Annotated in this window: 18 protein-coding genes and 2 pseudogenes; 10 read left to right on the top strand and 10 right to left on the bottom strand. The window is 70.4% G+C overall.

From position 1 onward, the window contains the following. Positions 1-1,498 (top strand): annotated as a pseudogene (locus E0F75_RS39325) (AfsR family transcriptional regulator); the annotation flags it as partial. Positions 1,499-1,513: 15 nt separating this feature from the next. On the opposite strand, the gene E0F75_RS39320 reads toward E0F75_RS39325, so the two are convergent. From E0F75_RS39320 to panB, 3 genes are all read right to left on the bottom strand, one after another. Next, positions 1,514-2,368, bottom strand: a complete 855-nt coding sequence (locus tag E0F75_RS39320) for an ABC transporter permease (protein WP_229315841.1) — start codon at positions 2,366-2,368, stop codon at positions 1,514-1,516. Continuing rightward, a complete protein-coding gene (locus E0F75_RS39315; RefSeq protein WP_229315840.1) occupies positions 2,365-3,357 on the bottom strand; it encodes an ATP-binding cassette domain-containing protein in 993 nt (330 codons plus the stop codon). Before E0F75_RS39315 ends, E0F75_RS39320 begins: the two co-directional genes overlap by 4 nt. A 154-nt stretch (positions 3,358-3,511) precedes the next feature. After that, complete coding sequence (gene panB, locus E0F75_RS39310; RefSeq protein ID WP_030314175.1) at positions 3,512-4,375, bottom strand: 3-methyl-2-oxobutanoate hydroxymethyltransferase; 864 nt, start codon at positions 4,373-4,375, stop codon at positions 3,512-3,514. Positions 4,376-4,611: 236 nt separating this feature from the next. Between panB and E0F75_RS39305 the strand changes: the two genes are divergently transcribed. From E0F75_RS39305 to E0F75_RS39290, 4 genes are all read left to right on the top strand, one after another. Further along, entirely contained in the window at positions 4,612-6,357 is a 1,746-nt protein-coding gene (locus E0F75_RS39305; RefSeq protein WP_229315839.1) for an MFS transporter, read from the top strand. 60 nt (positions 6,358-6,417) lie between these two features. Then, positions 6,418-7,137: a TetR/AcrR family transcriptional regulator gene (locus E0F75_RS39300; RefSeq protein ID WP_229315838.1), complete on the top strand. Its 720-nt coding sequence runs from the start codon at positions 6,418-6,420 to the stop codon at positions 7,135-7,137. 219 nt (positions 7,138-7,356) lie between these two features. Next, positions 7,357-8,382: an endonuclease/exonuclease/phosphatase family protein gene (locus E0F75_RS39295; protein WP_229315837.1), complete on the top strand. Its 1,026-nt coding sequence runs from the start codon at positions 7,357-7,359 to the stop codon at positions 8,380-8,382. A 123-nt stretch (positions 8,383-8,505) separates the two neighbouring features. Continuing rightward, positions 8,506-9,756 (top strand): MFS transporter, encoded by a 1,251-nt coding sequence (locus E0F75_RS39290; RefSeq protein WP_229315836.1) that lies wholly within the window; start codon positions 8,506-8,508, stop codon positions 9,754-9,756. Here E0F75_RS39290 and E0F75_RS39285 read toward each other — a convergent pair. Continuing rightward, a complete protein-coding gene (locus tag E0F75_RS39285; protein ID WP_229315835.1) occupies positions 9,725-11,482 on the bottom strand; it encodes an NAD+ synthase in 1,758 nt (585 codons plus the stop codon). The genes E0F75_RS39290 and E0F75_RS39285 overlap by 32 nt on opposite strands. 216 nt (positions 11,483-11,698) lie before the next feature. Here E0F75_RS39285 and E0F75_RS39280 point away from each other — a divergent pair, with 216 nt between their 5' ends. Both E0F75_RS39280 and E0F75_RS39275 read left to right on the top strand, forming a co-directional pair. Continuing rightward, a complete protein-coding gene (locus E0F75_RS39280; protein ID WP_374115521.1) occupies positions 11,699-12,565 on the top strand; it encodes a DUF998 domain-containing protein in 867 nt (288 codons plus the stop codon). Continuing rightward, positions 12,562-13,404, top strand: a complete 843-nt coding sequence (locus E0F75_RS39275) for an alpha/beta fold hydrolase (RefSeq protein ID WP_229315833.1) — start codon at positions 12,562-12,564, stop codon at positions 13,402-13,404. The genes E0F75_RS39280 and E0F75_RS39275 overlap by 4 nt, the downstream gene beginning before the upstream one ends. A gap of 5 nt (positions 13,405-13,409) precedes the next feature. On the opposite strand, the gene E0F75_RS39270 is transcribed toward E0F75_RS39275, so the two are convergent. The 4 genes from E0F75_RS39270 to E0F75_RS39255 all read right to left on the bottom strand — a co-directional run bounded on the left by E0F75_RS39270 (position 13,410) and on the right by E0F75_RS39255 (position 15,812). Beyond that, positions 13,410-13,829, bottom strand: a complete 420-nt coding sequence (locus E0F75_RS39270) for a CBS domain-containing protein (RefSeq protein ID WP_229315832.1) — start codon at positions 13,827-13,829, stop codon at positions 13,410-13,412. 155 nt (positions 13,830-13,984) lie between these two features. Next, a complete protein-coding gene (locus E0F75_RS39265; RefSeq protein WP_229315842.1) occupies positions 13,985-14,584 on the bottom strand; it encodes a DUF305 domain-containing protein in 600 nt (199 codons plus the stop codon). Positions 14,585-14,667: 83 nt separating this feature from the next. Further along, positions 14,668-15,315: a DUF3105 domain-containing protein gene (locus tag E0F75_RS39260; protein ID WP_229315831.1), complete on the bottom strand. Its 648-nt coding sequence runs from the start codon at positions 15,313-15,315 to the stop codon at positions 14,668-14,670. Positions 15,316-15,389: 74 nt separating this feature from the next. Continuing rightward, positions 15,390-15,812: a hypothetical protein gene (locus E0F75_RS39255; protein ID WP_229315830.1), complete on the bottom strand. Its 423-nt coding sequence runs from the start codon at positions 15,810-15,812 to the stop codon at positions 15,390-15,392. 249 nt (positions 15,813-16,061) lie between these two features. Between E0F75_RS39255 and E0F75_RS39250 the strand changes: the two genes are divergently transcribed. Then, positions 16,062-17,423 (top strand): glutamine synthetase family protein, encoded by a 1,362-nt coding sequence (locus tag E0F75_RS39250; protein ID WP_015033133.1) that lies wholly within the window; start codon positions 16,062-16,064, stop codon positions 17,421-17,423. Positions 17,424-17,498: 75 nt separating this feature from the next. On the opposite strand, the gene E0F75_RS40555 is transcribed toward E0F75_RS39250, so the two are convergent. Continuing rightward, complete coding sequence (locus E0F75_RS40555; RefSeq protein WP_308189662.1) at positions 17,499-17,720, bottom strand: tyrosine-type recombinase/integrase; 222 nt, start codon at positions 17,718-17,720, stop codon at positions 17,499-17,501. Between the two features lie 713 nt (positions 17,721-18,433). Here E0F75_RS40555 and E0F75_RS39240 point away from each other — a divergent pair. Next, positions 18,434-19,699 carry a hypothetical protein gene (locus tag E0F75_RS39240; RefSeq protein WP_229315843.1) on the top strand — a complete coding sequence of 422 codons (1,266 nt, stop codon included), beginning with the start codon at positions 18,434-18,436 and terminating at the stop codon, positions 19,697-19,699. Further along, complete coding sequence (locus E0F75_RS39235) at positions 19,696-20,139, top strand: hypothetical protein (RefSeq protein WP_229315829.1); 444 nt, start codon at positions 19,696-19,698, stop codon at positions 20,137-20,139. Before E0F75_RS39240 ends, E0F75_RS39235 begins: the two co-directional genes overlap by 4 nt. A 131-nt stretch (positions 20,140-20,270) precedes the next feature. On the opposite strand, the pseudogene E0F75_RS39230 reads toward E0F75_RS39235, so the two are convergent. Continuing rightward, a pseudogene (locus E0F75_RS39230) lies at positions 20,271-20,807 on the bottom strand (transposase family protein); the annotation flags it as partial. Between the last annotated feature and the right edge of the window lie 73 nt (positions 20,808-20,880).

Genomic DNA, 20,880 nt, shown 5'->3' with positions numbered 1-20,880 from the left:
GCGCCATCTCACGTACTACCGGGAACTCGCCCGTACCACCGACCCCGAACTGCGCGGCTCCGGGCAGGTCGCCGCCATCGCCCGCTTCGGGCGCGAGTACGGCAACATCCGGACCGCCCTGCGCCGGGCCGTCGACGCCCATGAGGAGGACGAGGCCCTCGTCCTCGTTCACTCCCTGCTCTGGTACTGGCAGATGCGCGACCTGCGGACGGACGCCCTGCACTGGGCGCGGGCGGCCGCGGCCCTCGGACCCGACCCGTTCACCCCGCCCGCCGCCCCCGTCGTACCCCTGCACGAGCCGTGCACGGCCACGCCGCCGCCGCTCTCCGAGGAGCAGCGCTGGGAGGCCCGGCGCGGGGTGCGGCTCGTCGAACTGCTCAACATGGACCACGACACCGGGCGGTGGACCCGCCCCGAGGGCGTGCACCGGCTCCGTGAGATGACCGGCGTCTACACGCCGGGCCTGCCCCAGGCCTGCCGGCTGCCCGGCTCCTTCGCCGTCTTCGCGGTCCTCATCATCGGCGAGGCGGGCCGGCTGCGCGAGCTCCTCGACGCGACCGTCGACGCCTGCCGTCGCCACGGCTACACCTGGGAACTCGGCAACGCGCTCCAGATGCGCGCCAACATGTCCGCCAACCGGTCCGACATGGCCCGCAGCGCGAGCGTGGACGCCGACGAGAGCCTGGAGATCTTCGAACGGCTCGGCGACGCCTGGGGGGCGGCCGAGGCGCTGTCCTCCCGCGCGGAGTCCCGTGAGCGGCGGCTCGAGTTCGAGGGCGCGGCCGCGGACTACGTCGCCGCCATGGGCTACGCGGAACGGATCGGCGCCCAGTCGCAGATGGCCCTGCTGCGGGCCCGGTACGCCAGTGTCCTCGTCGAGACCGGGCGGAGCGAGGAGGGCGAGGCGATCCTCCGCGAGATCGTCGAGGGGGGCACCAGCCTGGGGCACGAACCGCTGCTCGGAGCCCGGCTGTTCCTCGGCCTCGCGCTCGGCCGCAGCGGGCGCTTCGACGAGGCCCGGGAGCAGCTGAACCGGCTGCGGAAGGAGTTCAGCTCCGAGACGCTCTCGCTCTTCGAGGGCTTCGCCATCGGCAGCCTGGGCTGGCTCGATGTCGTCGAGGAGCAGTACGCGTCCGGGTTCGCCCTGGTCAAGGAGGCGTACGAGCGCTCCCTGAGCGATCTTTCTCTGATGGTGGCGCCGCAGATGCCCTCGGTGCATCTGGCCGTCGCGGCCTGGGCCCTCGCGGGTCTCGGCGGCCCGGTGGCGCGGATGGGCGGGGTGCTGCTGGGGGCGGCGGAGGGCCTGGTGCCGGCGGGGCACCTGTCGCTGTCGCTCGAAGTGGACAACCTGCGGCGGGCGACGGAGCTGACCCGGTCCGTGCTCGGCGAGGAAGCGTTCGCGGCGGCGCACGCGGAAGGCGGCGGCCTCTCCTTGGAAGAGGCCGCCGCCCTGCTCGGTCGCGCCGCCGACGCGATCAGTGAGCGCGCCGAGTCCTGAACCCCCGTGGTGGACTCAGGTCTTCTTGCGGAACTTGGTCACCGCCAAGGGCGCCGTGACGACCGTGATCACGAGGGCCCAGCCGAGGGTCATCCACACCGAGTGGGCGACCGGGCCGCCGTTGATCAGGTTGCGGGCGGCGTCGGCGAGGTTGGACAGCGGGTTGTAGTCGGTGAAGGTCTCCAGCCAGCCCGGCATCGAGGTCGTCGGGGCGAAGATCGAGGAGCCGAACTGGAGCGGCATCAGGACCAGCATCGCCATGCCCTGGACGGCCTGGGCGGTCTTCAGGGTGAGGCCGAGCAGGATGAAGATCCACATCAGCGACGCTCCGAAGGCCATCGAGAGTCCGATGGCGGCGAGGAGGTGGAAGAACGAGGTGTGGATCTCCAGGCCGAGCAGGAAGCCCATGCCGAGCAGGATCGCGGTGGCGATCAGCATCCGGCCGACCTCGACGACGATCTTCGCGATCAGGACGGAGGACCGGGCGATCGGCATCGTCCGGAACCGGTCCATGACCCCCTTCTTGAAGTCGTCGTTGATGCCCACGCCGACGGCCATGGAGATGTTCATGCCCATCATCGCCATCAGGCCGGGCGTCACGTAGTTCACGTAGACGTCGTTGTTGCCCTTGCCGGAGATCGCGCCGCCGAAGACGTACACGAAGAGCAGGATGAAGATGATCGGCATCAGGACGGCGTCGAACATCGACTCCGGGTCCTGCTTGATCTGGAGCGCGTTGCGACGGGCGAGGGCGCCGATGTGCCGCAGGTTGGCGCGGAGCCCGATCCGGCCCTCGGCGACGGGCGCGCGCCGCGCGGCCGTCGGACTCGGGGCTCCGACGGGGGACTTGGTGACCGTGGTCGTGCTCATGCGGCGACCTCCTCGGGGATCTCGTCGGAAACGGTGGTCTTCTGGCCGGTGATCGCCAGGAACACCTCGTCCAGGCTGGGCAGGTGGGTGCCGATGTGCGCGATGCCGAAGCCGCGGGCGCCGAGCAGGGCCACGACGGCGGTCAGCTGCTGGTCGGTGAGGATCGGCACGTACAGCGCGCCCTCGTCGGGCACGACGGTCGACCCGGCGACTCCGTCGAGGCCGGTCTCGCGGAGCGCGGCGGCCATCGCGGGCAGCAGGCCCGGGTCCACCGGGCGGACCTTCAGGGTCCGGCCGCCCACCTTGGCCTTGAGCTCGTCGACGCCGCCCCGGGCGATGACCTTGCCCTTGTCGATGACGGTCAGCTCGTTCGCGAGCTGCTCCGCCTCCTCCATGTACTGGGTGGTGAGGAGGACGGTGACGCCCTCCGAGACCATCCGCTGGACCTCGTCCCACACCTCGTTGCGGGTGCGGGGGTCGAGACCGGTGGTCGGCTCGTCCAGGTAGAGGACGGCGGGCTGGCCGATCATCGAGGCGGCGAGGTCGAGCCGGCGCCGCATGCCGCCCGAGTAGTTCATGGCGGGCCGCTTGGCGGCGTCGGTGAGGGAGAAGCGCTCCAGCATCTCGTCGGCCCGGCGGCGGGCGTCGGCGCGGGAGAGGTCGAGCAGCCGCCCGATCATGTACAGGTTCTCCCAGCCGGACAGCTTCTCGTCGACCGAGGCGTACTGACCGGTGAGCCCTATGGTGCGGCGCAGCTGGCGGGGGTGCTTCACCACGTCGTACCCGGCGACGGTGGCGGTCCCGGCGTCCGGGACGAGGAGGGTGGAGAGGCAGCGGACGAGGGTGGTCTTCCCGGCGCCGTTCGGGCCGAGCACGCCGAGGACGGTGCCCTCCCGTACGTCCAGGTCGACCCCGTCGAGGGCCTTGGTGTCGCCGAAGTGCTTCACGAGGCCCCGGACCTCGACGGCGTTGGTGTGTGATCGCGTCATGGCCCCCACTAGACCAGGGGCCACCGACAATCCTCCGACAGACGACCGACAGCCCGCCGATGGGGGATGTCGGCGGGCTGTCGGGTGGTGCCGCAGTGGCTGTGTGGGCCTGTCGCGACTAGGGCCTGTCCGGCGGATCAGGGTCGGATGGGCCCTAGTGGAAGGTGTGCTCCTCGGCGGGGAACGCCCCGCCGCTGACGTCCTCGGCGAAGGCGCGCGCGGCGTCGCCGAGCGTCTCGCGGAGGTTGGCGTACTGCTTGGTGAAGCGCGGGACCTTGCCGCCCGTCAGACCGGCCATGTCGGTCCAGACGAGCACCTGGGCGTCGGTGCCGGCGCCCGCGCCGATCCCGATGGTCGGGATGTGCAGCGAGCGGGTGACCTCGGCGGCCAGCTCGGCCGGTACGAGCTCGAGGACGACCGCGAACGCGCCCGCGTCCTGCGCCGCCTTCGCGTCGCGGAGCAGCTTGTGCGCGGCCTCGTCGGAGCGGCCCTGCACCCGGTAGCCCATGGTGTTCACGGACTGCGGGGTGAGTCCCAGGTGGGACATGACGGGGATGCCGGCCTGGACGAGCAGCTCGGTCTGGGGCAGCGAACGCTCGCCGCCCTCCAGCTTGATCGCACCGACGCCCGCGTCCTTGACCAGCCGGGTGGCGTTGCGCAGGGCCTGGACCGGCCCTTCCTGGTACGAACCGAAGGGGAGGTCGCCGACGACGAGGGCGCGCTTCGTGCCCCGGACGACGGCGGCGGAGAGCAGCGTCATCTCGTCCATCGTGACGGGCACGGTGGTGTCGTAGCCGAGGTGACAGTTGCCCATGGAGTCCCCGACGAGGATCACCGGGATGCCGGCCTCGTCGAAGACGGACGCGGTCATCGCGTCGTAGGCGGTGAGCATGGGCCACTTCTCGCCGCGGGTCTTGGCGGCGGCGATGTCGTGGACGGTGATGCGGCGCGTGCCCTTGCCGCCGTACAGCGCCTTGCTGCTGTCGGCGGGCGGTTTCTGGGCAGCCTGAAGCGTCATGGTGCACGGCTCCTTGTGTCATCTCGAGGCGCCCTGACGGCGTCCCCGGACCACATCCATGGTGGCACTTCGCCGGGCGGGCGGGGAAGTGGGCCGGAGTGGCGCTGTTCACACCGGCGCGCCGGGGCGGGCGAGCCGAGCGCCGCGCGGGCGTTCACACGCCCGCAACGTAAAGGCTCGGTCAGGAATTTCGATACGAGACGGTCTCGTATCGAAATACCTCTAGGGTGGTGGGCATGTCACAGCCGTCCTCCGCCTCCGCCGCATCCGCCGTGCCCCCCGGACCCCGGGTCCCCGAGGCCGTTCACCGGCGCCGCTGGGCCGTCCTCGGCGTCCTGATGCTCAGCCTGCTGATCGTCGTCCTCGACAACTCGATCCTGAACGTCGCCGTCAAGACGATCGCCGCCCCCGCGCCCACCGGCATCGGCGCCACCCAGAGCGAGCTGGAGTGGGCGATCAACTCGTACACGCTCGTCTTCGCCGGGCTCCTCTTCACCTCCGGCCTGCTCGGCGACCGCCTCGGCCGCAAGAAGGTGCTGCTCTTCGGCATCACCGTCTTCGGCATCGGCTCCGCCCTCGCCGCGCTCTCCGGCTCACCGGGCGAGCTCATCGCCTTCCGGGCCGTCATGGGTCTCGGCGCCGCCTTCGTAATGCCCGCGACGCTCGCCGTCCTCATGAACGTCTTCGAGCGCGAGGAGCAGCCCAAGGCCATCGGCATCTGGGCCGGCAGCGTCGGCCTCGCCATCGCGATCGGCCCGATCACCGGCGGCATCCTGCTCGAACACTTCTGGTGGGGATCGATCTTCCTCATCAACGTGCCGGTCGTGCTGATCGCCCTCGCCCTGATGATGTGGCTGGTTCCCGACTCACGTGACCCCGAGCCCGGCCGGATCGACATCCCCGGCGTGCTGCTCTCCGTCGTCGGACTCGTCCTCCTCGTCTACGGGATCATCCGCGGCGGCGAACTGGCCGACTTCACCGAGGTCACCGTCCTCGCCCCGGTCCTCGGCGGCCTCGCCGTCCTGGTCCTCTTCGTCCTCCACGAGCGGCGCAGCGACCACCCGGCGATCGACATGACGTACTTCAAGAGGCCCGCGTTCTCGGCGGCCGTCGCCGCGATCGCGCTCGTCTTCTTCGCGCTCATGGGCGTGACCTTCTTCTCCGCCTTCTACCTGCAGAGCGTCCGCGGCTACAGCGCCCTGCAGTCCGGGCTGCTCATCCTGCCGCTGGCCGTCGCGCAGATGGTGTTCGCGCCCCGCGCGCGGCTCGTCGTCGAACGCTTCGGCGCCAAGGCCGTCTGCACCGCAGGCATGCTGCTGGTCGCCCTCGGCCTCGCGGCCTTCGCCTTCTTCGACGCCTCGACCCCGGTCTGGGTCATGGAGATCGTCTTCTTCGCCCAGGGCGCGGGAATGGCGCACATCATGCCGCCCGTCACGGTCGCGATCATGCAGGCGCTGCCGCGTGAGAAGGCGGGCTCCGGCTCGGCGATCAACAACACCTTCCGGCAGGTCGGCGGTGCGCTCGGCGTCGCCGTCCTGGGCTCGCTGCTCTCCTCCACGTACCGCGGCGAGATCGAGGGGCACCTCGGCGGGGTCCCGGAGGCCCTGCGTGCCACGGCGGGCGAGTCCGTCGAGGCGACGCTGGCGGTCGCGGAGAAGCTCGGCCCGGCGGGCCGTGACCTGGTGGCCCCGGCGTACGACGCCTTCCTCGACGCCATGCACGTCACGGCGCTCGCCTCGGCGGTGATCGGCCTGATCGGCGCGGCGGTGGTCGCGGCGTTCCTGCCGGGCCGTACGCCGACGGGCACCGCGGCCGCCCCGGGAGCGGGTGCCACGGGACCGGGTGCCGCCGGACCGGGCGGGACGGGACCGGGCGAGGCGCGACCGGGTGCCGCGGCACCCGGAACCCGCCCGGAGGGTGACGCCCGGCGGGGCTCGGTGCCGGGCCCGGCGTCCGAGGCGGGAGAATCGGCCCGACGGTAGGACACGAGGCGCCGAAGGCGCCGGTGGTGTCCGAGGGCCCGAACGAGAGGTGGAGCGCACGTGTCGCGGCAGGACGGCGGGACCCCCGGAACCCCGGAAACCCACGACGACGGAGCCGCGACCGGAGCTGCGCCCGGTGCTTCGACCGGAGCCGCGCCCGGTGCTTCGACCGGAGCCGCGCCCGGTGCCGCGACCGGTGCCCGGCGGGGCCGGCCCCGGAGCGAGGGCGTCGAGCGGGCCGTCTTCGACGCGGTCGTCGGGCTCCTGGACGAGGGCGTCCCGCTCGCCGAGCTGTCCATCGAGCGGATCGCCCGCACCGCCGGCGTCGGCAAGGCCACCATCTACCGCCGCTGGACCGGCAAGGAGGAGCTCTTCGTCGAGCTGCTCCGCTCGGTGGAACCCCCGGACCCGGTGCTCTCCGGCACCTCGGTCCGGGGCGACCTCGTCGTCCTCCTGGAGTCGCTGCGTGAACGCGGCGTCGCCAAGCGGACCTCCAGCCTGCTCCACAACGTGTTCGCGCAGATGCAGCTGTATCCCCGGCTGTGGGAGGTCTACCACCACACCGTCATCGAACCGCGCCGCCGCCTCGGCCTGGACACCGTGCGGCGCGGGATGGAACAGGGGGAGATCCGCGACGACCTCGACATCGAGTTCGTCAACGACCTCCTCACGGGCCCGCTGCTGCTGCGCACCGTCATCCGCCCCGGCGCCTCCCTGGAACCCGGCCTCGCCGAGCGGGTCGTCGACACCGTGATGGAGGGCCTCCGGCCCCGGGACTGACCGCCGCCCGTACGACAAGGCCGGACCCGGCCAAATGTGCGCGTTCTGTCACAGCCCGCCCGAGGGCGCCACCTGCAGGAACCCGCCACGCCGTACCTGTCGTCCCACCGGACGTACGACGACCCCGTCATCCCCTAGTGTCGACGTCGGGTCACGGAGCACGGCAGCAAGACAGCAAGACAGCAAGACAGCAAGGCAGCAAGGCAGTGAGGACGGGCGATGGCGCGGGTGGACATGACGGAGACCGAGCAGGGCGGCACGGGGAACGAGCCGCCGACCGCCTCCCGCTTCCGGACCGCCCTCGGCGGACTCCGCCGCGACCCCGGGATCTGGCGCCGCGGCATCCTGCTCGCGTTCTTCGCGGTGGCCCTCACCCTGCTGATGGTCCTCCACGCCGACATCCCCAACCGGATCGGCAACCTCGGCAGCCTCACCGAGACCTTCCTGCCCTGGCTCGGCCTCTTCGTCCCCCTCCTCCTCGTCCTCGCCGTGCTGCGCCGCTCCGCCACCGCACTGATCGCCCTGGTGCTGCCGGCCGTGGTGTGGCTGAACCTCTTCGGCGGGCTCGTCGCCGACAAGTCCGCGGCCGGCGGCGACCTGACCGTCGCGACCCACAACGTGAACGCCGACAACCCGGACCCCGCGGGCACCGCCGAGCAGCTCGCCGCGTCCGGCGCCGACGTGCTCGCCCTGGAGGAACTGAAGGGCGACATGGTCCCGGCGTACGAGAAGGGCCTGGCGAAGGCCTATCCCTACCACTCCGTCCAGGGCACGGTCGGACTCTGGAGCAAGCTGCCCCTGCGCGACCCGCAGCCCGTCGACATCCGGATGGGCTGGACGCGCGCGATGCGTGCCGACGTCGTGACCCCCAAGGGCGAGCTCGCCGTGTACGTCGCCCACCTGCCGTCCGTCCGGGTCAAGCTGAACGCCGGCTTCACCGCCAACCAGCGCGACGCCAGCGCGAACGCCCTCGGCGAGGCCATCTCCGACGACCGCCACGAGCGGATCGTCCTCCTCGGCGACCTCAACGGCACCATGAACGACCGCGCGCTCAACGGCATCACCTCGCAGCTCCGCTCCACCCAGGGCGCGGCGGGCGACGGCTTCGGCTTCAGCTGGCCCGCCTCGTTCCCGATGGCCCGTATCGACCAGATCCTGGTCAAGGGCGTCGAGCCGATGTCGTCCTGGGCCCTCCCGGAGACGAAGAGCGACCACCTCCCGGTCGCGGCCCGCGTGAAGTTCTGACGACGCGGGTGCCGCGTAGCACACGGGTCGAAATCTCCTCTTCACTCCCCGGAAGCCGCCGGGAAGAAAACATCTGAGAGCCTTTGTTCCGTTGAAGAACTATCTTCCGGAAAGGCCCTCCCCATGCCCCTGGCGCTGTTCGCGCTCGCCGTCTCCGCCTTCGGCATCGGCACCACCGAATTCGTGATGATGGGCCTGCTCCCGCAGGTCGCCGACGACCTCGGCACCTCCGTCCCCACCGCCGGGTACCTCGTCTCGGCGTACGCGATCGGCGTCGTCGTCGGCGCCCCGCTGCTCACCGCCCTCGGCTCCCGGGTCCCGCGCAAGCGGATGCTGCTCCTGCTCATGGCCCTCTTCACCGTCGGCAACCTGGCCTCCGCGCTCGCCCCCGGCTTCGGCTGGCTGATCGCCGGCCGGGTGCTCGCCGGGCTCCCGCACGGCGCGTTCTTCGGGCTCGGCGCGGTCGTCGCCGCCCGGCTCGTGCGCGAGGGCCGCCAGGCGCGGGCGGTGGCCACGATGTTCCTCGGTCTGACCGTCGCCAACATCCTCGGCGTACCCGCCGCGACCCTGCTCGGACAGCACCTCGGCTGGCGGGCCACCTTCCTCGTCGTCTCCGTCATCGGCCTGCTCGCCATGGCCGCGCTCGCCCGCCTCGTGCCGTACGTCCCCGTGGACGAAAGGCAGAGCCTGGGCCGCGAGGTGCGCGCGCTCGGCCGCCCGCAGGTGCTGCTCGGTCTGCTCACCGCCGTCTTCGGCTTCGCGGGCGTCTTCGCCGTCTACTCCTACCTCGCCTCGATGACCACCGAGGTGATGGGCTTCGGCGACTCCACCGTCACCGTCGTCCTCGCCCTCTTCGGCCTCGGCATGACCGGCGGGGCGCTCGCCGCGGGCCCGCTGACCGACCGGGCACTCCGTCCGACGCTGTACGGCTCGCTCGCCGCCCTCGTCCTCGCCCTGGTCGCCTTCCGCTTCACGATCCACGTGCCCTGGCTGGCCCTGGTCACGGTCGTGGTGCTCGGCGCCGTCGGCTTCATGACCACCACCCCGCTCCAGATGCTGGTCATGAACAAGGCCAAGGACGCCCCGACGCTCGCCTCCGCCTCCAACCACTCCGCCTTCAACCTCGCCAACGCCGGCGGCGCCTGGGCGGGCGGCGCCGCCGTCGCCGCCGGCTGGGGCTGGACCTCGCCGGCCCTGGTCGGCGCCGGCCTCACGGTGGTGGGCCTGGCGATCGCGGCGGTGGCGGGCCTCCTCGACCGCGACCGGGGTACGGGGGAGGGGGCCTCGCGCGTCGTCGCGCAAAGCCCCCTCGCCGAAGGTCCCCCCGCTGCCGGGAAGCAGGTCAGCTCGTCGTCTCCCGCCAGCGGTTCGTGATCGGCAGGCGCCGGTCCTTGCCGAAGCCCTTCGCCGAGATCTTGGTGCCCGGCGGGTACTGGCGCCGCTTGTACTCCGCCGTGTCCACCATCCGCAGTGTCCGCGTGACCAGCTCCTCGTCGAAGCCGGCGGCCACGATCTCGTCCCGGCCCCGGTCCTGGTCCACGTACAGGGCGAGGATCGCGTCCAGGACGTCGTAGTCCGGCAGCGAGTCCGTGTCGACCTGCCCCGGGCGCAGCTCCGCGCTCGGCGGCTTGCTGATCGAGCTCTCCGGGATCGGCGGGGTCTGGCCGCGCTCCTCGGCCGCCCGGTTGCGCCAGCACGCCAGCCGGAACACGGTCGACTTGTAGACGTCCTTGATGGGCCCGAACGCGCCGACGGAGTCGCCGTACAGCGTCGAATAGCCGACCGCCAGCTCGGACTTGTTGCCCGGCGCGAGGACGATGTGGCCCTCCTGGTTGGAGAGCGCCATCAGCGTCGTGCCCCGCAGCCGCGACTGGAGGTTCTCCTCGGCGAGGCCGGTGAGGCCGAGCGCGCCCATGTACGCGTCGAACATCGGCTCGATCGACACCGTGCGGTAGTGGAGCCCGGTGCGGCGGGCCAGCTCGGCGGCGTCGCCGCGCGAGTGGTCGGAGGAGTACTTCGAGGGCATCGACACCCCGTACACGTTCTCCGAGCCGAGCGCGTCGCAGGCGATGGCGGCGACGAGCGCCGAGTCGATGCCCCCGGAGAGGCCGACGATCACCGAGCGGAAACCGTTCTTCGCGACATACGCCCGGACACCGATGACCAGCGCCGAGTACACCTCCTCCTCGTCGTCCAGCCGGTGCGCGTAACCGCCCGTCAGCTCCGGCTCGTACGCCGGCAGCGGCTCCTCCGAGAGCACCACGCGGTCGATCGTCAGCCCGTCGTTCACCAGGCCCTCCGGCGCCTCGCCGTCGGCGGCCGGCAGCTCCAGGTCCAGGATCACGCTGCCCTCGACGAACTGCGGGGCCCGCGCGATCACTTCGCCGTCCGCGTCCACCACGATCGAGTCGCCGTCGAAGACCAGCTCGTCCTGGCCGCCCGTGCTCGCCAGGTACGCGGTCACGCACCCGGCCTCCCGGGCCCGCCTGCGGACCAGTTCGAGGCGCGTGTCGTCCTTGTCCCGCTCGTACGGCGAGGCGTTGACCGACAGCAGCAGCCCCGCCCCCGCGTGACGCGCCGCCGGGACCCTGCCCCCCTCCTGCCAGAGGTCCTCGCAGATCGCCAGGGCCACGTCGACCCCGTGGACCCGGACGACCGGCAGGGTGTCGCCCTGGACGAAGTAGCGGTACTCGTCGAAGACGCCGTAGTTCGGCAGGTGGTGCTTGGCGAAGCGCAGCACCACCTCGCCCCGGTGCAGCACGGCGGCGGCGTTCTCCGGCGAACCGGCAGGCCGGCCGAGCTTCGGCTCCGCCCGCTCGGAGCGGTCCAGATAGCCGACGACGACCGGCACCTCCCCGAAGCCCTCGTCCGCGAGCCGGCGGGCGAGACCGCGCAGGGCCACCCGCGACGCCTCGACGAACGAGGAGCGCAGCGCGAGGTCCTCCACGGGGTATCCGGTCAGCGCCATCTCGGGGAACGCGACGAGATGCGCGCCCTGTCCGGCGGCGTGCCGGGTCCAGTGCACGATCGCCTCGGCGTTCCCGGCGATGTCTCCGACGGTCGAGTCGATCTGATTCAGGGCGAGGCGTAGTTGAGGCACCCGGCCAGTGTAATCGTCAGACCGACGCGATGTCCTGGGAAACGGGGCCCGACCTCTCTCTCCCACCCGACGTGCGACCCCGCCCCGCCCGATCGATCACGGCTCCCATGACTCCCCTGACGGTCACTGACGGCCCGGCAGAACCGGGCCGGATCCGCGCCGTCCACCGGCAACCCTCCGGCACGCCGTAGCGTCAGACCCACTATGCCCGGAAACGTGACGCGAGCCTCGGCCGTCCTGCTGGCCCTCGGCGCGCTCGCGTACACCGCGTGGGTCCTGGAAGTCGTCCTCCGGACCGGGCTCGACCCGGTCCGGACGTACGTCTCCGAACTGGCGGCCTCGGACCAGCCGTTCGGCACCTTCTTCCGGGCGACCGACCTGGTGTCGGGGGCGCTGGTCCTGGCGGGGGCGGTGCTGGGGTGGGTGGGGACGAGGGGGTCTGGAACGAGGGAGTCTGGGACGAGGGGGCCCGGTCACGCGGGGACGAGGGGGTCGGGGACGTGGGGGCCCGGTCACGCGGGGACGCCGGGGGCCGGCCGCGCGGGGACGCCCGGGTCAGGTGACCCGGGGGCCTCGGGAGCCGGCCGGCCAGGCACCCCGGAGTCCGGCCGCGCGCGTCGGATCCGCGAGCCCTGGGCGGTCCTCGGGTGGGGTGCGCTCGCCCTCTTCGGCGCCGCCACCGTCGCCGACTCGCGCCTCCCGCTCAGCTGCGCCGCGACCACCGACCCCGCGTGCGCCGCGCGCGAGACCACCGGGCTCGTGCCCGCCACCCATACGGCCCATGCCGTCAGTTCCGGTCTCGCCATGACCGGCGCCCTCGTCGCCCTCGTCGCGCTGACCGTGGCCGCCCGCAGGTACGGCCGGTGGCGGCCCCTCGCCCGTACGGGCCCGGTCATCGTCGCCCTGGAGCTCGCCGCCACGGTCTGGACCCTCGCCGCCGTCGCCGCCTTCGAGGCGGGGAAGGGCGCCTGGGCGCTCGGCGCCGGCCAGCGGCTCCAGGTACTCCTGGTCGCGGTGTGGCTCGCCGTCCTGGCGTACTCCCTCGCGACATCCCGCCCCGCACCGGAGAAGGAGGAGCGATGACCGGAAAGCCGGCCTTCGTACGGGTCGACGGCGTCGCCCACCATGTCGTCGTCGAGGGCTCGGGACCCGTCTGCGTGCTGAGCGCGGGGCTCGGAATGAGCTGGTTCGACTGGGACCCGGTCGTCCCGCTCCTCGCCCCGCACCGTACGGTCGTCCGCTTCGACCGCCCCGGACACGGCCTCTCCCAGCCCGCCACCGCCCCGCCCACCGCCGTCGGCGAGGCCCACCGGATCGCCGTGCTCCTCGACGCGCTGGGGCTCCCCGGCCCCGCCACCGTCGTCGGGCACTCGATCGCCGGATTCCACGCCGAGGCCTTCGCCCGGCTCCACCCGGACCGGACCACCGCGCTCGTGCTCGTGGACTCGTCGGTGGAGGAGCACCCCCGGGCGAGCCGGTCCCCGGGGTCCGTCGCCCGTGTGCTCGGCACCGTCCTGTCCGCCGCCGGAGTCCCGGCCGCCCTCGGCCCCGCGGTGCGCCGTGCGGCCGTACGCCACGACCCGGCCCCCACCGCCCTCGTCCACCGCGTCTACCGCACCTCACGCGTCCTGCGCGGCACCCTCTGGGAGAACGCCCACTACGGAGCCGTCGCGGCCGAACTCCTCGCCCTGCGCACCACGCACCCGCTCCCGCCGGGCCTCCCCGTCACCGTCCTCGCCGCCCCGGAGGGCTCGGCCCGCTGGGACCGGCGTCAACGCGCGCTGGCCCGACGGCTCGGCGCCCGCTACGAGGCGGCCGTGCCGTCGGGCCATCTGGTCATGAAGGACCGCCCGGAAGCGGTCGCGACCGTGATCCTGCGATCCGGTCAGGAAGGCGCGTCGACGCTTGAGGAGGGCGCGTAGACGCTTCAGGAAGGCGCGTAGACGCTCTCGCAGAACCCCTTGAGCTGCTCGTCCGACAGATGCTGGGCCAGATCGGCCTCGCTGATCATGCCGACGAGCCGCTTCTCCTCGATGACGGGCAGCCGCCGGATCTGGTGGCTCTGCATCTCCTCCAGGACGGCGCCCACGTCCGCGCCCGACTCGACCCAGCGGGGGGTGCCCTTGGACATCTCGCCGCAGGTGATCTTCGAGGGGTCGTGGCCCATGGCCACACAGCCGATGACGATGTCGCGGTCCGTGATGATGCCGCAGAGCCGTTCGTTCTCGTCGGCGATGGGCAGCGCGCCGACATTCAGGTTGCGCATCAGCTGCGCGGCGCGGTCGAGCGTCTCGTGAGCCGGGATCCACTGGGCCCCGGGGTGCATGATGTCCTTCGCCGTGGTCATGGGGTGCGTACCTTTCGTCGGACGTGGTCACACGTACGTCCCCGAGCCCCACCCATTGTCGGCGCACGCCCCGACCGCCGCGACTTGTCGGCGTACGACACGGCCCCCGCGACCGCGGCGGGTCACGGGGGCCGTCGGGTCACCGACCCGGGCCGTCAGGCGCCACGCTTCTTGAGCATGTCCGCCATCAGCAGCATCTCGGACTTCTGGGCGTCGACCATGCCCTGTGCGAGACCGCGCTCGATCTCCACCGAGCACTTCTGGACACAGCCCTCGGCCATGTGGACCCCGCCCCTGTGGTGCTCGGTCATGAGCTTCAGGTACAGGATCTCGGCCTCCCGGCCGCTCGCCTCGCGCAACTCGTCCAGCTGGGCGTTGGTCGCCATGCCCGGCATGAGCGCCCCGTCGAGCGGACCGGTGTCGCCGGAGCCGCCCATGCCCATCCAGGTCATCGGCTCGACGCCGGACTCGATCTTGGGCAGCTCCCACAGGTCGAGCCAGCCGAGCATCATGCCCCGCTGGTTGGCCTGGGTGTTGGCGATGTCGTACGCGAGACGGCGCACCTCCTCGTCCTGGGTGCGGTCCCGGACGATGAACGACATCTCGACGGCCTGCTGGTGGTGGACGGCCATGTCCCGGGCGAAGCCGGCGTCCGCGGAGAGCGAGGACGGCGTACGCGGCGCCTCCTCGCGCTCGGCGGAGGCGACGGTGACGGCGCCCCCGGCGAACAGCAGGGCGAGCGCGACGGCGGTGATCGCCGCCCACTGCGTCCGGTTCGGCCGCCGGGCCGGGGTCGTCGGTACGGCGTCGCCGTCGCCGTCGTCCTCGCCGACCCGGCTCACTGGCCGATCCCGCCGGTGCAGGCGGCGCCCGGCTCGGGGGTCTGCGGGCCCTGGACGTACTTGGTGAAGAAGGCGTCGATGCGCGGGTCGCTCGCGTTGTCCACGGTGACCTGCTTGCCCCAGGCGGACAGCATGATGGCGCCGGCCTGGTCGTCCACGGGGCTCATCAGCGTGTACTTGGTCTTGCCGACCTTGTCCTCCAGCTTCTTCACGTCGTCGGCGGCGGCCTTCTTGTTGTACGTCACCCAGACGGCGCCGTGCTCGAGGGAGTGCACGGCGTTCACCTCGGCGACGGCCTTCTTGTAGACGACGCCGTCGCAGTTCATCCAGACCGGGTGGTGGTCACCGCCGACCGGCGGCTTCATGTCGTACTTCACGGCCGTCTCGACGTGGTTGCGGCCGAGCTTCGCGGCGTCCCAGGACTTCTCCGCGGTGATGGGGGCCTTCGCGGCCGCGTCCTTCTTGTCCTGCTCGTCGGACTTCTTCATCAGTACGAACGTGCCGAAGCCGACGAGGCCGAGGACGACGACGCCCGAGATGCCGATCGTGACGAGGCGGTTGCGGCGCTCTCGGGCCTGCTCGGCGCGGCGCATCTCCTCTATTCGGGCGCGGCGGTCGGCGTTGGCGGGGCTCTTGGCGGCCATGGTGGTGTCGTCCTTCTTCAGGGATGGGGGTGGAGTTCGGGGGTGGACGTAGCGGGGCGGGACGCCCGCCGCCGTCATGTCCGAAGAACTTGAAGGACGTGCAGATCCGGCGCGCGCGGCCGGACGCCGGAACGGCGCGCGGCGCCGTCACCGGACGGCGGCTCGAAGCGCGGGAGCCCGTCGGCCGCGTGCAGCGGCGGATCGAGCGGGGGCGCGCTGAGCACCGCGGGGGAGAGCGAGGGGAAGAGGGAGCAGCCACCGCGGTCGTACGGGCAGACGTACTCGACGACGGTGCCGGTGGCCGCGGGGGTGGCCGTGGTGCCGGTGACCGTGGGCCTGCTCGCGATCTTCGGTCCGGCGCCCGCGTGATGGTTCCCGGGACCGGGTCCGGCGGGCGGACAGCAGAAGAAGAGCGCGGCGAGGAGCGTCGCCACGGCACTCACCAGTGCCATGGGACGCGCGTGCTGGGACGGGCGTACGAGCCGTGTGGCCCTCATGGGCGCAAATCGTAGTGGGCGCGGGGGCTCTGTGGCCCGAACGGGGTACCACTCGGTACCGACGGGTGGGCGGCTGAGGGGCGAACGGACACCCGGACGCCGCCCTTCCCGCGTTACCTGAGTCACACCCGAGCAGGCACTATGGGTGTGCAACGTGCGCGAAACCATGTGGTGGGATGCTCAGGTGCCCCCCGATGTGCTCTGAGGCGGTGGGAGCAGGCGGCCTGACCAGCGAGGATGGGTGTGTAAATGGACAAGCAGCAGGAATTTGTGCTCCGTACGCTCGAGGAGCGCGACATCCGCTTCGTACGTCTGTGGTTCACCGACGTGCTGGGCTTCCTCAAGTCGGTGGCCGTGGCGCCCGCCGAGCTCGAGCAGGCCTTTGACGAGGGCATCGGTTTCGACGGCTCCGCGATCGAGGGCTTCGCCCGCGTATACGAGTCGGACATGATCGCCAAGCCGGATCCGGGGACGTTCCAGATCCTGCCGTGGCGGGCCGAGGCGCCGGGGACGGCGCGGATGTTCTGCGACATCCTGATGCCGGACGGATCGCCGTCCTTCGCGGACCCGCGGTACGTCCTGAAGCGGGCGCTGGCCAAGACCTCGGACCTGGGCTTCACCTTCTACACCCACCCCGAGATCGAGTTCTTCCTCCTCAAGGACAAGCCGCTCGACGGCACCCGCCCCACCCCGGCGGACAACTCGGGGTACTTCGACCACACCCCGCAGAACGTGGGCATGGACTTCCGCCGCCAGGCGATCACGATGCTCGAATCGATGGGCATCTCGGTGGAGTTCAGCCACCACGAGGGAGCCCCGGGTCAGCAGGAGATCGACCTCCGTTACGCGGACGCCCTCTCCACGGCGGACAACATCATGACCTTCCGCCTGGTGATGAAGCAGGTGGCGCTGGAGCAGGGCGTACAGGCCACGTTCATGCCGAAGCCGTTCTCGGACTACCCGGGCTCGGGCATGCACACCCACCTGTCCCTCTTCGAGGGCGACCGGAACGCGTTCTACGAGTCGGGTGCCGAGTACCAACTGTCCAAGGTCGGCCGCTCGTTCATCGCGGGCCTGCTGAAGCACGCGGGCGAGATCTCCGCCGTGACGAACCAGTGGGTCAACTCGTACAAGCGCATCTGGGGCGGCTCGTCCCGCACGGCGGGCTCGGGCGGCGAGGCCCCCTCGTACATCTGCTGGGGCCACAACAACCGCTCGGCCCTGATCCGCGTCCCCATGTACAAGCCGGGCAAGACGGGCTCCTCCCGCGTCGAGGTCCGCTCCATCGACTCGGGCGCGAACCCCTACCTCACCTACGCGGTCCTCCTGGCCGCCGGCCTCAAGGGCATCGAAGAGGGCTACGAACTCCCGGCCGGCGCCGACGACGACGTCTGGGCCCTCTCGGACGCGGAACGCCGCGCGATGGGCATCGAACCGCTCCCGCAGAACCTGGGAGAGGCGATCGCCCTGATGGAGAAGAGCGAACTGGTGGCGGAGACGCTGGGCGAGCACGTCTTCGACTTCTTCCTCCGCAACAAGAAGCAGGAGTGGGAGGAGTACCGCTCCGAGGTCACCGCCTTCGAACTCCGCAAGAACCTGCCGGTGCTGTAAGCACAGGTCAGAGCAGGTAGAACCCGGAACTGACGATCAGGGCCGACGGTCGCGAACCGTCGGCCCTGAGTCGTCTCACTGGTCCTGGGCCGTCTCTGGGCCGTCAGGCGTCGAACCGGTGCCCTCATAGAGCCCATCCACGGCCCGGCGGGCCTGCCCGTCGCTGCTCGGCATGAGGTGCGTGTAGACCCTCAACGTGAAGCCGGGGTCGCCGTGGCCCAGGTACGTGCTGAGCGCCTTGACGTTCTCGCCGGCGTCGAGCAGGACGGACGCGTAGAAGTGCCTCAGCGCGTGCATCCCGTGCTCGCGGGCCCGCCTGGTGACGCTCGCCCTCCTTGGGCTCCGGAATGACGCCGGCCTGGACGAGCGCGAATTTCCACACGCGGGTGTTGAAGTCGGTCCGCCGCACGGCGCCACCGCCCGTGAGGGAGAAGAACAGCCGCTTGGTGACGGGCGGCCCGTCGGGCTTCAACCAGGGCAGGGAGACATCGACCGGTGGGAATTCCTCGGCATGTTCGCGGAGAACCCGAGCGACTTGGCGGGGGAGCGGGACGTCCCGCTCCTTTCCACGCTTCGGCGGGCCGAACACCAGGTGACCGTTGACCACCTTCACCTGATTGGCCACGTGCAGCCAGCCGGTGTCGAACCGGACGTGTTCCTCAGCGAGACCGAAGATCTCCCCTTGGCGGAGCCCGCACCCGCCGCCGAGGTCGATCATCGTCTGGTACCGCTTCGGGAGCGCGGACCGCACCGCGAAGACGCGCGGAGCGGTCCACGGCTTCACGCGGGGCGGGACCGGTGCCGGCGGCCGGACGGAGCGGGACTTGCAGGGATTCTTGGCGAGCAGGTCGTCATCCACGGCCGCGGCGAGGACGGCCGAGACGCTGGCGAAGATGACGCGCCGGTAGGAGGACACGGGCAGCGCGTTCTCCAGTTCCGCGAGCCATTCGCGGATGTGCTCGGGGCGGAACGAGTCGATCGGCCGAGTCCCGAGATACGGGAACGCGTCAGTGAGCGCGGAGTACTCCCTGGACGGCGGCGCGACGACCTCCACCGCACTCACGGCCGGCAAGGGAACGGTCACTCTCACGCCGTCCACGCGAGGCGTCCACGTCCTTTCGGTGCGGGTCAAGAATGCAGCCGGAACCTGGTCGGAATCAACGGACCACACGTTCTACGTCGGTAACCTCACCGGAAGCCTCGACACGGCTTTCATCGCCGAGTTGGCTGAAACTCACTTCGCGCGGACTTTGCACCCCGCGGACGCCGAGTATGTCGAGCCTCCCGCCAGCGAGGAGTACCCTGCGGTCGACGACACTCCGGCCGGCTACGTAGAAGAGCTCGATCCCGAAGTTGTGGAGACCGAGGAGTCTGCTCTCAGCCTTCCCGTGGTGGAACTTCCCGCAAGGGCCGACGCAAGCATTGTCGGAACCGGCGTGAACGGCGATTCGCAGACCGTGCTGGACATGCCGGCAGGCAGCCCGAATCCTGCGGAGATGAGCGAAACCGGCCTCATTGTGTATCCCAATACACAAACTGACGCTGACACACTCGCGATTCGGACGTCAGTCAACTCTGTCGAGACGTTCCACCTTCTGCGCAGCCCTAATGCGCCGACGAGTTATTCCTGCAAGCTGATTCTCAAGTCAGGCCAGAGCGCCATCGAGACCGGAGACAATGGCGTCCTCATATTGGACCCGACAGGAAATGTGACCTCGATCACCGCGCCGGCGGCGCTGGATGCAAAGGGTCAGTCCATTCCAGTCTCCCTTAAGCTGGTCGAAGGAAACGTCACTGTCGCGCTGAATCCGGGTCCCGGTCAGGTTGTTTCGTACCCGGTGCTGCTGGACCCGGGCTACTCGACTGTTTACATGACGCCTGCGGAGATGCGATACTGCGCGCTGAATCCCATCGACTGCACCTGGGTGAAGAGTTCTGCAACGACGGCTCTTAATCAGGCTAAGGCGTGGTATCCGCAACTTACCCTGTACCAGGGCACTGGCGACGCTTTCCGGCACTGCTACTGGAACGCGCGCATGGAGATTCGCCTGAGCACGACCGACACCTACGAGTTCGCTACCCGGCATGAGTCGGACTCCTCCGGTAATGACAAGAAAATGGACATGTTCAACAACGCCGTCGGCCGCCAGATCGGCAGGAACAATACGGGGCTGTCCAATGCCACTACGAGGGTTCGCGACGCGTGTCGGAATGCTCAGAGGCGCGGAGATCTGCAGATCATGAAGTATGGCGTCCTCTACAGGAGTAACAGTTGAAGATGAAGACTCTTCACCGCATCGCCGCAGGTGTTCTATTTCTGCAGGTGGCCTATGTGGTAGTGGGAGGAATTCTCCTCTCCCTCTTCGTCGAGGATACTTCGGAAATCGACAACACGGACCCGCCCGCAGCCGGAGGGGTGTTCTATCTGCTCCTCGTAGCGGCGGTGATCGGGGTGCTGTTCGTCGGCGCCCTACTGCTCGCGACACCCGGAAAATTCGACCGCGTTCCCCAATGGCTCAAGCGGGTTATTCTCGGGGGCGTTTTCCTTGTGGAAGGCGTGATCATCGTGGGAGTCGTGCGGAACATCATCACGAACAGTTTCGGACCTGACGAGTTCCTGAACGTGGTAATGATCATCCTCTCCGGCATCGCAGCATTCGTTTCGGCGAATGAGGTGTTCCGGAGGGGGGCCGAGGTCGTACGGAGCGGGGCCTAGGCCATTTCCTGAAAGCCTCTCCATCCCCTCGTCCCACACCTCGGTGATCTCGGTGTGGGACGAGGGGTCTTTCTGATGGGCAGCACGCATTGATGGAGCGGCTGCTGCCGGTTGCAGTTACTGAACCTCTTTCATCCTGAATAGTCGCAGGTCGGCAGGGTGTGGATGGCTTGGACGATGTGGCTGATGCGGCGGGTCGAGCAGCGTGCTCTGCGCATGATGTGCCAGGACTTGAGCTGGGCGAAGGCCCGTTCACCGGGGGCTCGGAGTCGAGCGTGGTCTCGGTTGAACTGCTGGTAGCGCTGGGGCTGTTCGTGGTGGTGGTAGTAGGGGGTGCGGAAGGTGGCGCCGGCGCCCTGGTAGGCGCGGTCGGCGAGGACGAGGATCTGTCTGGTGAGGCAGGCCTGGACGATGCCGTGGGCGCGGGCTGCGGTCAGGTCGTGGGTGCGGCCGGGTGTCGCGCGGGAGAACCAGAGCGGTGTGCCGTCGGGACGGGCGATGACCTGCACGTTCATCCCATGCCTGCGGTGCTTCATCGAGTAGTACGGCTCGTCCGCACGGATCCGGTCGATGGGAATCAGGGTGCCGTCAACGATGACGTGGTCGCCCTCACCGAGGCCGGTGAGGGCTTCGTGGAGGCCGGGCGCCCAGCCGGCCAGGACCTCTAGTAGGGCTTGGTCAGGTTGGGGCTGGTGTGGGTATGCCGCGGTGGCAGGTGGGGCATACGCCGGTCCATGTCGC

Origin of the sequence: Streptomyces sp. CB02980, from assembly GCF_014451325.2 — a bacterium.
Taxonomy (GTDB): Bacteria; Actinomycetota; Actinomycetes; order Streptomycetales; family Streptomycetaceae; genus Streptomyces.
The sequence above is the reverse complement of the archived record's forward strand: the minus strand, read 5'-3'. Positions and strand labels throughout refer to the sequence as shown.